This window comes from Enterobacter sp. N18-03635, assembly GCF_004006055.1.
GTDB classification, from domain to species: domain Bacteria; phylum Pseudomonadota; class Gammaproteobacteria; order Enterobacterales; family Enterobacteriaceae; genus Enterobacter; species Enterobacter vonholyi.
The window spans coordinates 3,240,012-3,255,336 of record NZ_CP034769.1 but is presented as its reverse complement, the minus strand read 5'-3'; the positions used below and the strand labels follow the sequence as shown (position 1 = coordinate 3,255,336).

Here is a 15,325-nt window from a genome sequence, read left to right as displayed (position 1 = left end):
ACAATATATCCCGGCGTTTTTTAGCGTCCAGGATTCAGGGGACAACTCATAATCAGGAAAACCTCGGCATATTCGTCCGGGGCCGTATGCCGCCAAAACTCATGGTCTGTGATACCAGAATTAACGAACGCCAGCACGTCAGCGCGGCAATCGGTATGCACCAACTTGAAAATTTCACGAACAATAAGACCTGTAATCATCTGAGGAAGCTGATCGGTGTCAATTCCGGCAATGATAGTGCGGGCATATTCTCTATATCTATCATCAATGCCCTGATAGCGATATTCCTCAAGGAAACTAGTAACAATCCAAAGTCTTTCAGAAATCTCCCGTCTGTCTTCTGCGCTTCTCCTGAGGGAATATTTATCAAGTCAGTGAGAGTATCCGGGGGGCGCTTAAGGCTCCCGAATGGCGTTGGTGCCTTTTCTGCGGCTTTCCCAATGTAGGCCTCGTATTTCTTTTTACCCTCTACATCAAGTTCGTCACGGGTCGCCTTGATTTGCGCCCTGACATAACCAAACCATGAGGTAAGGGCCTCACAGGAAAGCTTGTCGTATAGGCTCAATAGCTTAAGCGCGTATATCGAGTGTATTGTTTGGGGCATAGTGAACACCTCATATTCGGGAGTTAATCGAATCGCCTGTTCATGTTTACGAAGTTGCTGTACGGCGGCAGTTAGTTTTTGGAAGGGGCTTTTAGTAAACAAGATGATCCTTTGGCGGTGACGGGAAAGGGCGGGGCAATCGGCACTGAAGCCCAAGTAGAGTCGATCGTGTTAATGAATGGATAAAAGTTGTGATTGTCATTTGAACGCACTTAGGCATTAAAACATAATGATTAATCCATGCATTATATATGGGATTTTTATTGGCTAAGGAAATAATCATGAAAGGAAAAAAAATAATGATGGCAATTGGTTTGATGTTCATTGCAAGTGTGGCGCTAGCCTGTCCTAAGGGAGAGCACCCGCACGGCGGCACGGGCAGCCATCATAAGGGTGGGTATTGTTCCTATGAGTAAGCTACGAATTCCGGGGGGGCAACCATGCGGGAGCCATGTACTAATGATGCTTTCTGGCTCAAACTGGGTAATGACAATGCATTAATGCATTCCAAAACAATTTCTGGCTTTGAGAGTGAATAATGAAAAATATATTAACCAGTGCAGGGGTTGTAGCTCTGCTGTTGGCCTTTCCATCTTTTTCATGGGCTAACTGCGAGTCGGGCCACTGGCTCCAGACCAAAAACGACGATGGAACAATACTTACTTTGGAAGATGGTTCTGTTTGGCGTGTGACTGGTGGTGGTGAGCTTGACTCGCAGTTGTGGCTTCAGACGGACGAATTACTTGTTTGTGATGACGGCACAATCATTAACAAGGATGAGAGTAACGAGCAAGTTGATGTACAGCTGCTTTCACGTTAATGATTGGCGCTAGCAACAAAATCCCCTTCTGGGGATTTTTTGTAAGTGCTATTGGGTACACCCTAACGACACTTAACGAAAATCCTCGAAAAAGGTGTCATATAGAATTCAAAAAGAACCTTAATGACACCGTGTTGCAGGCGAACGGCCAGGGCAATGCCCCCGCCCGAACTGATGGTTCGGTACGGGAAACAAACCGCTGGAATTTGTTGTTTCTATCCACGGGGGAGCCGTCACTGGTCGAGCACGCCGCCAATGCCGGAGAGCGAACCTACGCCGGGGTAGAAGTACGCATGATCCAGATCCCGAGTGATTCGGGTAAGCATGGAGTATTTGAGGAGCTGCACGGCTTTAGTGGTGGTAAAGCGCTGGCGGAGCATCTGGAACACGCCGTAATTCATTATCATGGCTCACCCTTCCGCGACTGGCTGCATTGTCTGACAGCCGATCTCCAGGAACTGACTAGCTAGGCGAAAGCGCTGCTGAAGGGCTACACCTGCAGATTAACCCCTGCGGATGCAGGAAATCAGGTTGGGCGCGCCGTTACCCGTTTTGCGCTGGTTGCTATGGCTGGAGAACTTGCCACACAAGCCGGGATAACCGGATGGCCTGAGGGTGAGGCGTCAGGGCTGCTGAGTGTTGCCTGGCCTCATGGATGGCTGATCGTGGACATACCGCGAACCAGGAGGATAAAACCGCTCTGGAGCAGGTCAGGGATTATATGACACGTAACCAGTTCAGCCGCTTTGCTGACTGGCACGATGATAAGAACCGCCCACTGTCGATGATGGGGTTCAGGAAAGTGGATAAGGGCGACAACGTGACGGAATCCACTGTGACCTTCTACGTATTGCCATCTGGCTGGAAAGAAATTTGTAAAGGGTTCGATTCGCCAAAGGTGGCCAGATTGTGTGTTGAGGCGGGCTGGCTGAAGGCCGGGGAGGACGGGAGAACGCAAAAACAGCGTTCGCCTGCCAGAAATAGGGCTTAAGCGCGTGTACCAGTTTAATACGCAAGTATTGGGTAGCGTAGATCCCGAATAGTAATCGCGTGAGTCTTATTTTTATGAGGTAACACTGGTAACAGAGGTAACAGGCAGCAATGACGAGGCTTGCCAGTGTTACCAGTCAGAAATATCCACTGGTAACAGTGGTAACAAAAATCAGTGTGTTACCACGCGTTACCTCTTTATTTGGCTCACTGGTAACAGATTAATTTCAATTAAATCAACGATGTTACACGTGTTACCAGTGTTACACGTTCAGAACAAGAGGGAGGGAACCAAAATCCCTTCTTCTGGCAGGCAACAGAGGGCCAGTGATGCGAGTATTGAAAATTTTCTGCCCGGAATGTATGTCCGCGGCTACGGTGAGAAAAACTAACCGGAAGCATCCCAAGTTATCAGATGTGTACTGCTATTGCTCAAATGTTGAGTGCGGGCATACGTTTGTGATGAACGTTTGTTTCTCACATACGATAAGCCCCAGTGCTCTTAGAGGGCAAGGCAGGATAAAAGCGTTAATGGATGCCTTACCACCAGATGAACGGGAGGAGGCCTTAGAGCTCTTACTGGCCGCCAAAGAAAGCCAGTAGTCGATAGCCGGGATTAGGTAAAATGTTCCCGGCTTCAGTTCACTAAATTTCAGTTACTTAAAATTAAATATCTATATATATCATAAGGTTGCGTTTTTAACGCTTTCGTTATTGCCATTAAAAATCTCACCTAAAAATTAATTTTCCTTTATTATCAATGCATTGATTCAAAGCCGGTTGATGTCATAGCAAATTAAAACTGAAAAAAACTGAATTTCTTTTCACTCTTTTCAGTTCCTACATCGCGGTACATCCCCAGCAGTGGCAAGGCTTGGTGGTATCGTTTGTAAAAAATCCAAACTGAAAAAATTTTGTGATCTGAAAACCGCAGGCGGGTGCGGTGTAGTGCGATTTTGGTCATCGCATGATATTTTATTTGGAGCATGCATCATGAAGGTTGATTTGGTTATAACAAAACGCATTTCACATAGATAAAGCTATTATGCTAATGGAGGGGTAGTAATGTACTTACATGAGGTTGATGCCGATTGTTTTAAAGGATTTGATCGGATTAAAATTCCATTTAATACTAACTTTACAATTTTATCAGGTCCTAATGGGGTTGGTAAGTCTTCCGTATTATTTGCAATTGCTAGTGCGATTACGATTTCTTATGGTCCTTTGCCATTAAATGAAAACACTCAATGCAAAATCGATTTTACCAATAGGAATAATGAGCGGGATATTTGTGGCTTTGGTCGAAACTCATATAGCATGATTTCTCGCAGAGCAAGCCAATTTATGGGCGGTCCAGGAAGTTATGTTCACAGAGATGGAAGATCTGAATATATATACAAAAATGATATTTCCGAATATTTTTCACCTCTTTTTATTGGGCCGAATAGAAATATTTTTTATCAAAAAATAGAAGGTATGAAATCAGAGAGAACACCAAAAGAATACCGGGTGGAATATTTAAATAATGCATTTATGCATTTGGCAAATGGTTACACTCCAGAAATAAAACAATGGATGATTAACAGGTATTTTATTATAGAGAAAGACTGGGCTATTGAAGAGAAGAAAAACTGGGATTATATAATATCTAATCTTGATTTTATTTTTGGATCTGATGGGCGTTTTTCTTTTGGTAATATTGAGAGGGATCTTGAACCCAGTTTTAATCTGGACGGGTCACTAGTCTACTTGGAAGATCTCTCATCAGGATTTAAGTCAATATTGTCAATTGTGTTATCAATTGTTGAATGGATAGAAAAAACAAATGATAGAAGTAATATGGATATTAAAACTGCAACCGGTGTTGTTTTAATTGATGAGTTAGATGCACATTTACATCCTTCATGGCAAACAAAAATTAGAGAAATATTAAAGACATTATTCCCTTGTATTCAATTTATAGTTACATCGCACTCTCCTCATATAATTAGTAGTGCAGAGGGGGGGGAAGTCATAGTTTTAAAGCGTGTAGGCAAAGAGATGGGCTATGATGTAATAGATAAACCACTGGATGCATGGAAAACTGATGACATTTATTCTATGATTATGGGGGTAAGCACGGTACATCAGCAGACACTTTCTGATGTTGTGAATAAAGTTGAGGATTTAATCAGTGGTGAGTTTTTTGACGAGGCTTTATCTTTAATTGATGAATATTCTAAAAAAATACCAGAGTCAGATCCTACGGCAATGATTCTAAAGAAACAAATAGATGTCGTTCAGTTAAAAATTGAGCGAGGCATTAAATGATAAAGATGGCTAGAGGGAATGAACCTGCTGTTCTGAGCACTAATAAAGACGCTTGGACTCATGACTTATTAACTGAGGTTGAGAAGTACCAAGGTTATGACAAAATCCCAGATGACATTAAGAAAAAAGTAGTATCACATTATCGTAATGAGCAGATTAAGGATGTTTTATTTGCAACCTCACATGACAAATGTGCATTTTGCGAATGTATTCCTTCTGAAGGCGGAAATTATGTCCAGGTTGAGCATTTTCATCCTAAGTCTACATATCCAAATGAATGCTTTGCATGGGAAAATTTTCTCCCATGTTGTGGGATATGTAACAATAATAAAGGGACACTAGATACAAAAAATGTTGAGATACTTAACCCTTATGATGATGAAATTGATGGGGCTTTTTCTGTAAGCTATCTTAAAATTTTGCCAAATTTACAGAGTGTGAAAGCAGTAAATACTGAGAAAGAAGTGTCGTTGAATTCAGACAGGCTGATCAGTTCACGTGTTGGAATGTTGGCGAAACTACAGATTCAGACTGAAGAAATTAGACAGTGGACCGATGTGTTATTAGAGTCTGACACTGACAGAAAATATGAAATACGATTGGGGAAATTAAAGGATAAAGTAAATACACTTGAAGAATTTACTAAGCCAGAGAGTTCTCATAGTTTCTTTTGTTCAGAGATAATAAAAGACGACATTTATTACTTAAAAGCTAAAGAGTTAATAGGATAGACCCAAAAGGTTAATATGGTTTAATCAAATCGCTATACCATTGAAGCATTTTTCGTCTTTGGTCTAAATATTGCGCATGATTGTAAGTGCCTCTGATAGAGTTCTTATCAACATGCGCAAGTTGCATTTCAATCCAAGCGCTTTCAAAGCCATGTTCATGCAAAATTGTGCTCATTGTGTGTCTAAAACCGTGGCCTGTTAAACGTCCATGATAGCCAAGGAGTTTTATTACTTTATTGATGCTGGCTTCACTCATCGGCTTCCTGACGTCATTACGGCCGGGGAAAACGAGGCCGTATTTTCCGGTAAGGACTTGTAGCTTTTCTAGGATGCTGATCGCGTGTGTAGATAACGGAACCAGATGAGGGCGGCGTTTCTTCATGCGCTCTTTGGGGATTTCCCACAATGCATTTTCTAAATCAAATTCAGCCCATTCTGCGGCACGCAGTTCGATTGTGCGTACACCTGTCAGCATCAGCAGCTGTGTGGCGTACTTCGTTACTAAACTGCCTTGATAGTTATCCAGAGCACTGACAAAAGCAGGTAATTCACTTTCAGTCAGGAATGGGAAGTGTTGAGTTTTAGGCTTGTTGAGTGCAATAGCCAGGTCAGGAGCAAAGTTATATTTCGCCCGTCCGGTGGCGATGGCATAGCGTAGAACTTCACCGCAACGGCGGCGGATCTTACTGGTTTGCTCCAAAGCACCTCTTTTCTCAATCTTTTGCAGAACGGTGAGCAGCTCCAGCGGTTCAATCTGTTCGATTGGGCGTTGGCCGATAAACGGGAAAATATCCTTTTCCATGCAGTTGAGAACTTCTTTTGCGTACCCTTCTGACCACGTGGCTTTTTTTGAACCATGCCATTCCCTTGCTACAGATTCAAAGCTGTTCTCATGTGCAAACTGCAACGCAATATTTTCAGCCTTTCTGGCCTCGCTAGGGTTGATCCCTTTGGCCATCATCGAACGAGCTTCGTCACGTTTAGCACGCGCCTTTGCAAGCGATACATCACCGTATACGCCAAAGGAAATCATCTTCGGCTTGCCTTCGAAGCGGTAACGATAGCGCCAGCCTTTACTGCCTGATGTGTCAACAAGAAGTGATAATCCAATGCCATCATTCAATGTATAGGTCTTATCCTTTGGTTTTGCTCGTTTTATTTGGATGTCAGAAAGCAGCATGTGTATAGAAAAAAGATCGAACTCAGTTATACACAATCATATACGCAAAGATGTATAGATTTTATTAGAAATAATGGCACTTTACTGGACGAACAAGATTGTTGATTAGCATTTAAATCAGTGAGTTATGGAAGTTATGAGACTTGTTGAGATGTGGTCATGGTGTCCCCTGCAGGAATCGAACCTGCAACTAGCCCTTAGGAGGGGCTCGTTATATCCATTTAACTAAGGGGACGAGGCGGCACGAGTATAGCCTTATTTACACTTTGCGTTAAGCGCATCGCCGCCTGACTGCTCAAAGAGTCACCATTCAGGTCGTTTTTTTTGTCGATTTATCATCATTTTCCCGTGCCTTAAGCTCAGCTTTGCGTTTGTTTGACATGTCGTTACGGATTTGGGCGTGGCTTAACAGCGCGAAGATAAACGTTCCGCCGCAGATGTTTCCCGCCAGCGTCGGAAGGGCAAACGGCCAGAAGAAATCGCTCCAGTGAAGCGTACCGTTAAAGACCAGATAGAGGATTTCAACGGTACCGACCACAATATGCGTGGTGTCCGCCAGCGCAATCAGCCAGGTCATCAGTATGATCACGACAATTTTGGCGCTGCCTGCTGAAGGGAACATCCACACCATCGTGGCGATAATCCAGCCGGAGATGATGGCATTCGAGAACATCTCGACCGGCGTGTTTTTCATTACATCCATGCCGATTTTTACAAACGCATCCCGTGTGGGTTCATCAAATATCGGCATATATTCAAACGCCCAGGCCGCGATGCCCGTGCCGATGATATTTCCCAGCAGGACCACGCCCCAGAGCCGCATCAATAAACCGAAATTCCCGAGTGTGGGGTTTTGCATCACCGGCAGAACCGCGGTCACCGTGTTTTCAGTAAATAGCTGCTGGCGGGCCATGATGACGATAATAAAGCCGAAGGTATAACCGAGGTTCTCGAGTAAAAAACCGCCGGGTACGCCCTCCAGCTGCACATGAAATATCCCTTTCGCAAGCAGAGATGCGCCCATTGAGAGCCCTGCAGCGATGGCTGACCAGAAGAGAGCCATCGCGTCGCGCTCCATCTCTTTTTCACCGTCCTGGCGGATATGCTCGTGAATGGCCATTGCGCGGGAAGGGAGTCGATCTTCGTCAATTTCTATTTTCTCGCCGCGCGCTTTCTCCTCGCTTTCAATTTCAAGTTCCTCATTGCTCTCGCCAATTTTTTCTTCGCCCACTTCTTTCATATATGCTCCCGGAGATTGATCTTTCTGTTAAGCGTAGCGGCTTTTGTCGGGATGCCTGTGGGGATGCTCTTAAATTGGCAGCAATGACAACAAAGGTGATACATCTCTTTCAAAGGCATTATAAAATTGCCAGCGAAACGAATTCTAAAAGCCAGGCTATGCTGAGATCAGAGTCACGGTGGTTACTGCCCGTAATTGTGCTCATAGACATCGGTAAACGTGCTGTTACAATCGCTTGCACGTTTACAGACGGAGCATCAGGCTCCGTTACGGATGGCAATCAACGATAGCCATACTGAACAGGGAGATATTTATGAAACTTCGGCTGTCGGCGCTTGCGCTGGGCGCGACGATGCTTGTGGGCTGCGCCAGCTCTGGGGAGCAAACGGGCCGCTCCGATCCTCTCGAAGGATTTAACCGCTCCATGTATAGCTTAAACTACAACGTGCTGGACCCGTATGTGGTTCGCCCGGTGGCAGTGGCATGGCGCGATTATGTTCCACAGCCCGCGCGTAATGGGTTAAGTAACTTTACCAGCAACCTCGAAGAGCCTGCGGTAATGGTGAACTACTTCCTGCAGGGCGACCCCTACCAGGGGATGGTCCACTTTACCCGCTTCTTCCTGAACTCCATTCTGGGGATGGGCGGCTTTATTGACGTCGCAGGCATGGCGAACCCGAAACTGCAGCGTGAACAGCCGCACCGCTTTGGTAGTACGCTGGGGCATTATGGTGTCGGTTACGGCCCTTACGTTCATCTGCCGTTCTATGGCAGCTTCACCGTGCGTGATGACGGCGGTGATATGGTCGATACGCTGTATCCGGTTCTGTCATGGCTGACCTGGCCACTGTCGGTGGGTAAATGGACGGTGGAAGGGATTGAAACCCGCGCGCAATTGCTCGACTCTGATGGCCTGCTGCGCCAGTCTTCTGACCCGTACATTATGGTACGTGAAGCGTACTTCCAGAATCATGACTTTATTGCCAACGGCGGTAAGCTGAAGCCGGAAGAGAATCCAAACGCGAAGGCGATCGAGAACGAACTAAAAGATATCGATTCTGAGTAAATAAAAAAGGTGAGCAATGCTCACCTTTTTTGATTCTGTCGCGGTTAGAACGCGTAGTTGAAGTTCGTACCGAACAGCCAGGCTTTACCTTCAGAGGTAAACTCGTAAGGGCCTTCCTGGAACGTCACTTTCTGACCGTGCATATAAGATACGCCCGCATCGATGGATGCATTCTCGTTGAACGCATACGTCGCGCCCGCGCTTAACCAGAAACGGTCCTGATCCGGAATGGAAATGGAACGTTTGTCTGCCGGAACCGGGCTGTCGTCAAATGCGATACCGGAGCGGAAAGTCCAGTTTTTATCGTAGTAGTAGGTGGTACCCAACGCAATACGATAGGCGTCGTGGAAGCTTTCGTCCTTATAGAACAGCGTCTGGCCATTGGTTCCGGTCGCTTTCAGCTCCTGGAACTGGCTCCAGCTGGTATAGGCCAGGCTATAGTGGATAGCCCATTGCGGCGCAACACGGTTGTAACCGGACACTTCCCACATTTCTGGCAAATGCAGTGACAGTGAACCTGGAACGGTCTGGTTGGACGTTCCCCAAGGAATGATTGTACCCGCACCAGGAACCAGGTTGTTCACAGGCGTCAGGATGCCGCTCTTGTAATCGCCGTCGAAGTCAATTTTCACTTCGGAACGATAGGTCAGGCCCCAACGGTTGTTTTTGTCCAGCTCGTACAGGATACCGGCGTTCCAGCCATAGCCCCACTCATCACCTTCAAGACTGGCAATTTTATTGCTGTTTTTAGGCAGGCGCGCAGTCTGTTCCCCGGAATAACGTTCGATTTTGGCATCGGCGTAAACGGCATCAAAGCCCAGACCAAAGCTCCAGTTATCGTTCAGGCGATACGCACCGCTCAGGTTGAGGTTCAGCGTAGTAAGGTCTGTTTTACCGCCGTATTCACCAGCCGGGTAGTTGTTATTGAACTCGGTAGCCAGGCCGTAGTTAGACGTTACGGATGCACCCCAGCCAAACTGTTCGTTAATAGGAGCAACGAAGTGCAGGTTGGGGATCCATGCTGTTGGGGCAATGTTGTCCGCTTTAAGGCTCGCACCCGTATAAGGCGACTTACCAGAAACGTTGACATCAGGGTCGATATAAACCGCACCGGCAGAGAAAGTCGGACGATCGAACATCATGATCAACGCGGGGTTACGACTCGCGTTACCCGCATCATCAGCAATAGCGCCTTCCCCGGAATACGCACGGCCAAGGCCAGAGGAAGAAAATTCGTTTAACTGAAAGCCCGCTGACCAGGCGGAAGTGGAGACGAGTGCCACTGCGACTGCCAGCGCAGTCTTGTTGAACAGGGTTTTCTGGCTCATGACCATAACCTCATTGAGTTATTTTTATTCAATAATTGTTACATACCGTAACAGGAGCGCGAAGTGTAGGGTCTGAGGTATGACAGACAAATCAGACCAGTGGCCAGAGTATAGGTCTGACCAGCCAGAATGTTGCAAGTTTGTTTATTAATATTTTCAAACATGTTTCGCGAAACGAGATCTGGTTGGCAAAATTGTGACCATCGCGACTCACCCAAAAGGGTGGTTTTTGTTCTGGATCATTTTTTAGTGTGATATTGGTCACTTATCCGTTTTTGCGCCATTAACGGCTGGAGAGAGCCCGCGCCGGGGCGTAAAATATCAGCATCGTGTTTATCTCGCGCGCTGCGCGAATACAGAGGAAATTGAGCTATGAGTAAATGCAGTGCTGATGAAACCCCGGTTTGCTGCTGTATGGATGTTGGGACCATCATGGACAACTCCGATTGCACCGCGTCTTACAGCCGTGTGTTCACTAACCGTGCCGAAGCGGAAGAGACCCTGGCCGCGCTGAGCAAGCGTGCGCGTGATGTTGAATCCGATCCGTGTGAAATCAAGTCGACCTTCACCGAAGTGGAAGGCGGCGTGAAGCTGGACATCGACTTTGTTTTCGCCTGCGAAGCAGAAACGCTGATTTTCCAGCTGGGTCTGCGTTAATCCTTTTTGCCCTGCGGCGCTTCGCTTGCATGGGCCTACGATCGTGTAGGCCGAGTAAGGCAACGCCGCCACCCGGCAACAAACCGCACAAATGCCCCTGCCATGCAGGGGCATTTTCTTTTTCTTCTCTGTGTTTTAGCTCGCATTTTTTCGTTTCCCCGATTGGCTGAATGTAAAAAAATGGTTAAGACTATTATCAGGTCAGACCACTTTATGTTTGCGAAAAATTTTTTACAGGGGAGTGTTATGAGTCAGGCATTACCGCTAATTACCCGTCAGGGCGATCGCATTGCCATAGTCAGTGGATTGCGAACGCCATTTGCGCGTCAGGCAACGGCGTTTCATGGCATACCGGCCGTTGACCTGGGGAAAATGGTAGTGGGGGAGATGCTGGCTCGCAGCGAAATTCCGCCTGAGGTCATCGAGCAGCTGGTGTTCGGTCAGGTCGTGCAGATGCCTGAAGCTCCCAATATTGCGCGGGAAATCGTACTCGGTACCGGGATGAACGTGCATACCGATGCCTACAGCGTCAGCCGCGCCTGCGCAACCAGTTTCCAGGCCGTGGCTAACGTCGCCGAAAGCCTGATGGCGGGCACTATTCGCGCCGGAATTGCGGGTGGGGCTGACTCCTCTTCGGTGCTGCCGATTGGGGTCAGTAAAAAGCTGGCGCGCATCCTGGTGGATGCCAACAAAGCCCGTACAACGGGCCAAAAACTCAAACTCTTCTCGCGTTTACGCCTGCGCGACCTCGTGCCTGTCCCCCCCGCCGTCGCGGAATACTCCACCGGCCTGCGCATGGGCGATACCGCCGAGCAGATGGCTAAAACCTACGGCATTACCCGTGAGCAGCAGGATGCGCTGGCGCATCGCTCGCATCAGCTCGCGGCAAAAGCCTGGTCGGAAGGCAAGCTGACCGATGAGGTCATGACCGCCTACATTCCGCCCTATCGCGAACCGCTTGCGGAAGATAACAATATTCGCGGCACCTCGACGCTGGCGGATTACGCAAAGCTGCGCCCGGCGTTTGACCGCAAGCACGGCACGGTGACGGCGGCGAACAGTACGCCGCTGACGGACGGGGCCGCCGCCGTGATCCTGATGACCGAATCCCGCGCGAAAGAGCTGGGCATCACTCCCCTGGGCTATTTACGCAGCTATGCCTTCACCGCCATTGATGTCTGGAAGGACATGTTGTTAGGTCCGGCATGGTCCACGCCGCTGGCGCTGGAGCGCGCGGGGCTGACGATGGCTGATTTAACCCTGATTGATATGCATGAAGCGTTTGCCGCGCAGACTCTGGCAAACGTTCAGCTACTGGCAAGCGAGCGTTTCGCGCGCGATGTGCTGGGCCGCGCCCATGCCACAGGCGAAGTGGATCAGAGTAAGTTCAACGTGCTGGGTGGTTCTATCGCCTACGGTCACCCGTTTGCCGCCACCGGTGCGCGAATGATCACGCAAACATTACATGAACTCCGTCGCCGCGGCGGCGGGTTTGGCCTCGTAACCGCCTGTGCGGCGGGTGGCCTTGGCGCAGCAATGGTTCTGGAGGCTGAATAATGGATATGCCATCTGCATTTAATCTGACGGTTCGCCTCGATAACGTGGCCGTTATCACTATTGATGTGCCTGATGAAAAGATGAATACCCTGAAGGCCGAATTTGGTGTTCAGGTGCGCGCGATGCTAAAGCAGATCCGCGAAAACAAAGCCATTCGCGGCCTGGTGTTTATCTCAGCCAAACCCGACAACTTTATAGCCGGGGCGGATATCAACATGATCGACCGGGCGCAAAACGCACTGGAAGCCGAAGAGCTGGCGCGTCAGGGCCAGCAGGTAATGTCGGAGATCAACAGCCTGCCGATCCCGGTTATCGCAGCGATCCACGGCGCCTGTCTGGGCGGTGGGCTTGAGCTGGCGCTGGCATGTCACAGCCGGATTTGTACTGACGATGCAAAAACCATTCTGGGCCTGCCGGAAGTGCAGCTGGGTCTGCTGCCTGGTTCTGGTGGAACGCAGCGATTGCCGCGCCTCGTGGGCGTCAGCACGGCGCTGGAGATGATCTTAACCGGTAAACAGCTGCGCGCCCGTCAGGCGCTAAAAGCCGGTCTGGTCGATGACGTCGTGCCGCAGTCTATTTTACTGGAAGCCGCCGTCGAGCTTGCGCTGAAAGGGCGTCAGGCAAAACGTCCTTTGCCGGTACGCGAGCGCGTGCTGGCTGGCCCGCTGGGAAGAACGCTTCTGTTCAACATGGTGGGCAAAAAGACTGAACAAAAAACCAAAGGCAACTACCCGGCGGCAAAGCGGATCCTGGAAGTGATCGAAACCGGGCTGTCGCGGGGCAGCAGCAGCGGCTATGCCGCGGAGGCCAAAGCCTTTGGCGAACTGGCGATGACGCCGCAGTCACAGGCGCTGCGCAGCATCTTCTTCGCCAGCACGGACGTGAAAAAAGATCCCGGCAGCGAGGCTGAGCCTGCACCGCTGCGTGCCATTGGCGTACTGGGTGGGGGGCTCATGGGCGGCGGTATCTCTTTTGTTACCGCCAGCAAAGGCAAATTACCTGTACGTATCAAAGACATCAATCCGAAGGGTATCAACCACGCGCTGCAGTACAGCTGGCAGAACCTTGATCAAAAGGTGAAACGCCGCCATATCAAAGCAAGCGAGCGTGATAAAACCCTGGCGATGATCTCCGGTACGACGGATTACAGCGGTTTTGCGCACCGCGATCTGGTGATTGAAGCCGTGTTTGAAGATCTGGCGCTTAAGCAGCAGATGGTGGCAGACGTTGAGCAACATTGTGCTCCGCATACCATTTTTGCTTCCAATACGTCGTCATTACCGATTGGCGATATCGCGGCGAAAGCCGCGCGTCCGGAGCAGGTGATTGGGCTGCACTTCTTTAGCCCGGTCGAAAAAATGCCGCTGGTGGAAGTCATTCCACACGCGACGACCAGTCCGCAAACCATCGCCACGGTAGTCAAACTTGCGAAGAAGCAGGGGAAAACGCCGATCGTAGTAGCAGATAAGGCCGGCTTCTACGTTAACCGCATTCTGGCTCCCTATATTAATGAAGCCATGCGATTGCTGACGGAGGGAGAGAAGATCGAGCACGTCGACGAGGCGCTGGTAAAGTTTGGTTTCCCCGTAGGTCCAATCCAACTTTTGGATGAGGTGGGAATAGACACCGGCACTAAAATTATACCAGTGCTGGAAGCCGCATATGGCGATCGTTTCAGCCCACCTGCAAATATTGTTTCTGCGATTTTGAAGGACGATCGCAAAGGCAGAAAAAATGAACGCGGTTTCTATCTTTACGGCGCGAAAGGGCGTAAAAGCAGGAAACAGGTCGACCCTTCGGTTTATGGACTTATTACGACTTCTGGTCAGGGAAAACTCTCCGCCGTTCAGTGCGCTGAGCGCTGCGTGATGATGATGCTCAATGAAGCGGCGCGCTGCTTTGGTGAGCAGGCGATCAAGAGCGCGCGCGATGGAGACATTGGTGCGGTATTTGGCATTGGTTTCCCGCCGTTCCTTGGCGGCCCGTTCCGTTACATGGATACGCTCGGCGCGGGTGAAGTGGTTGCAATCCTGCAACGTCTGGCTTCGCAGTATGGTCCACGGTTTACACCGTGTGACCAATTATTGCAGATGGCGGAACGGGGCCAGACATTTTGGCCAGCAAGGGAAACTGTCCTCGTAAGCTGAGGTCAAAGAAGGGTAAATCCTGAAGTAAAGGAACCTGTTCTGGCGATTTTGTAAACAGAGATTGACTATACTTACGCCATTGAGGTAAAAAACAGCGTTTCATTCACCGAATGGATCAGGCACAATGCCCGGCCATCGGGTTTTCTACCTCTCAGCATTTATCGCGGGTAGTTAACGCCGGTGATTCTGGTTAACAAAAGCGGTGCAATATGCAAGTTTTTATCATGCGTCACGGCGACGCGGCACTCGATGCCGCCAGTGACTCAGTACGTCCTTTGACCGTCTGTGGCTGCGACGAATCTCGTCTGATGGCGACCTGGCTTAACGGTCAAAAAGTGGACATCGAACGCGTTCTGGTGAGTCCGTTCCTGCGTGCAGAACAGACGTTGGACGTGGTAGGGGAGTGTATGAACCTACCATCCAGCGTGGATGTTCTCCCTGAACTCACCCCGTGTGGCGATGTAGGCCTTGTCAGCGCTTATCTTCAGGCGCTGTGCAATGAAGGTGTCGCTTCCGCGCTGGTCATTTCCCACCTGCCACTGGTTGGCTATCTGGTATCTGAGCTTTGCCCTGGCGAGACCCCGCCTATGTTCACGACATCCGCTATTGCCAATGTTTCTCTCGACGAAACGGGCAAAGGTGTCTTCAACTGGCAAATGAGTCCGTGCAACCTGAAGATGGCAAAAGCGATCTGA

General features: G+C 49.0%; 14 protein-coding genes, 1 tRNA gene and 1 pseudogene. 11 read left to right on the top strand and 5 right to left on the bottom strand.

From position 1 onward, the window contains the following. Nucleotides 1-196: 196 nt before the first annotated feature. Entirely contained in the window at nucleotides 197-604 is a 408-nt protein-coding gene (locus tag ELK40_RS16185) for a hypothetical protein (protein WP_127731835.1), read from the bottom strand. Between the two features lie 281 nt (nucleotides 605-885). Here ELK40_RS16185 and ELK40_RS22980 point away from each other — a divergent pair, with 281 nt between their 5' ends. The 6 genes and pseudogenes from ELK40_RS22980 to ELK40_RS16160 all read left to right on the top strand — a co-directional run bounded on the left by ELK40_RS22980 (nucleotide 886) and on the right by ELK40_RS16160 (nucleotide 5,455). Next, nucleotides 886-1,020 carry a hypothetical protein gene (locus ELK40_RS22980; RefSeq protein WP_274240462.1) on the top strand — a complete coding sequence of 45 codons (135 nt, stop codon included), beginning with the start codon at nucleotides 886-888 and terminating at the stop codon, nucleotides 1,018-1,020. 122 nt (nucleotides 1,021-1,142) lie between these two features. After that, nucleotides 1,143-1,424, top strand: a complete 282-nt coding sequence (locus ELK40_RS16180) for a hypothetical protein (protein WP_164850637.1) — start codon at nucleotides 1,143-1,145, stop codon at nucleotides 1,422-1,424. Between the two features lie 140 nt (nucleotides 1,425-1,564). Then, nucleotides 1,565-2,467, top strand: a pseudogene (locus ELK40_RS22895) (alkaline-shock protein); the annotation flags it as partial. A 277-nt stretch (nucleotides 2,468-2,744) separates the two neighbouring features. Continuing rightward, complete coding sequence (locus ELK40_RS16170; RefSeq protein ID WP_127731833.1) at nucleotides 2,745-3,017, top strand: ogr/Delta-like zinc finger family protein; 273 nt, start codon at nucleotides 2,745-2,747, stop codon at nucleotides 3,015-3,017. A 462-nt stretch (nucleotides 3,018-3,479) separates the two neighbouring features. Continuing rightward, nucleotides 3,480-4,724: an AAA family ATPase gene (locus ELK40_RS16165; protein WP_127731831.1), complete on the top strand. Its 1,245-nt coding sequence runs from the start codon at nucleotides 3,480-3,482 to the stop codon at nucleotides 4,722-4,724. Beyond that, complete coding sequence (locus tag ELK40_RS16160) at nucleotides 4,721-5,455, top strand: HNH endonuclease (protein WP_127731830.1); 735 nt, start codon at nucleotides 4,721-4,723, stop codon at nucleotides 5,453-5,455. Before ELK40_RS16165 ends, ELK40_RS16160 begins: the two co-directional genes overlap by 4 nt. A 10-nt stretch (nucleotides 5,456-5,465) precedes the next feature. Here ELK40_RS16160 and ELK40_RS16155 read toward each other — a convergent pair whose 3' ends face one another. The 3 genes from ELK40_RS16155 to ELK40_RS16145 all read right to left on the bottom strand — a co-directional run bounded on the left by ELK40_RS16155 (nucleotide 5,466) and on the right by ELK40_RS16145 (nucleotide 7,875). Then, nucleotides 5,466-6,635: a tyrosine-type recombinase/integrase gene (locus ELK40_RS16155; protein WP_127731828.1), complete on the bottom strand. Its 1,170-nt coding sequence runs from the start codon at nucleotides 6,633-6,635 to the stop codon at nucleotides 5,466-5,468. Nucleotides 6,636-6,795: 160 nt separating this feature from the next. Further along, a tRNA-Arg gene (locus ELK40_RS16150) sits at nucleotides 6,796-6,870 on the bottom strand. 75 nt (nucleotides 6,871-6,945) lie between these two features. After that, a complete protein-coding gene (locus tag ELK40_RS16145; protein WP_115875918.1) occupies nucleotides 6,946-7,875 on the bottom strand; it encodes a formate/nitrite transporter family protein in 930 nt (309 codons plus the stop codon). 313 nt (nucleotides 7,876-8,188) lie between these two features. Here ELK40_RS16145 and mlaA point away from each other — a divergent pair, with 313 nt between their 5' ends. Continuing rightward, entirely contained in the window at nucleotides 8,189-8,941 is a 753-nt protein-coding gene (gene mlaA / locus ELK40_RS16140) for a phospholipid-binding lipoprotein MlaA (protein ID WP_115875917.1), read from the top strand. Between the two features lie 44 nt (nucleotides 8,942-8,985). Here the strand turns inward: mlaA and fadL are convergent, their stop codons facing one another. Beyond that, the gene (gene fadL, locus ELK40_RS16135; RefSeq protein ID WP_127731826.1) at nucleotides 8,986-10,269 is read right to left on the bottom strand and encodes a long-chain fatty acid transporter FadL; all 1,284 of its coding nucleotides are present in this window, start codon (nucleotides 10,267-10,269) and stop codon (nucleotides 8,986-8,988) included. A 372-nt stretch (nucleotides 10,270-10,641) separates the two neighbouring features. Here fadL and ELK40_RS16130 point away from each other — a divergent pair, with 372 nt between their 5' ends. The 4 genes from ELK40_RS16130 to sixA all read left to right on the top strand — a co-directional run bounded on the left by ELK40_RS16130 (nucleotide 10,642) and on the right by sixA (nucleotide 15,325). After that, on the top strand, nucleotides 10,642-10,926 hold the full coding sequence (locus ELK40_RS16130) for a YfcZ/YiiS family protein (protein WP_023294142.1): 285 nt from the start codon (nucleotides 10,642-10,644) through the stop codon (nucleotides 10,924-10,926). A gap of 246 nt (nucleotides 10,927-11,172) precedes the next feature. Next, on the top strand, nucleotides 11,173-12,483 hold the full coding sequence (gene fadI / locus ELK40_RS16125) for an acetyl-CoA C-acyltransferase FadI (RefSeq protein ID WP_127731824.1): 1,311 nt from the start codon (nucleotides 11,173-11,175) through the stop codon (nucleotides 12,481-12,483). Continuing rightward, a complete protein-coding gene (fadJ, locus tag ELK40_RS16120; protein WP_127731822.1) occupies nucleotides 12,483-14,630 on the top strand; it encodes a fatty acid oxidation complex subunit alpha FadJ in 2,148 nt (715 codons plus the stop codon). The genes fadI and fadJ overlap by 1 nt, the downstream gene beginning before the upstream one ends. 209 nt (nucleotides 14,631-14,839) lie before the next feature. Continuing rightward, the gene (sixA, locus tag ELK40_RS16115) at nucleotides 14,840-15,325 is read left to right on the top strand and encodes a phosphohistidine phosphatase SixA (RefSeq protein ID WP_045330962.1); all 486 of its coding nucleotides are present in this window, start codon (nucleotides 14,840-14,842) and stop codon (nucleotides 15,323-15,325) included.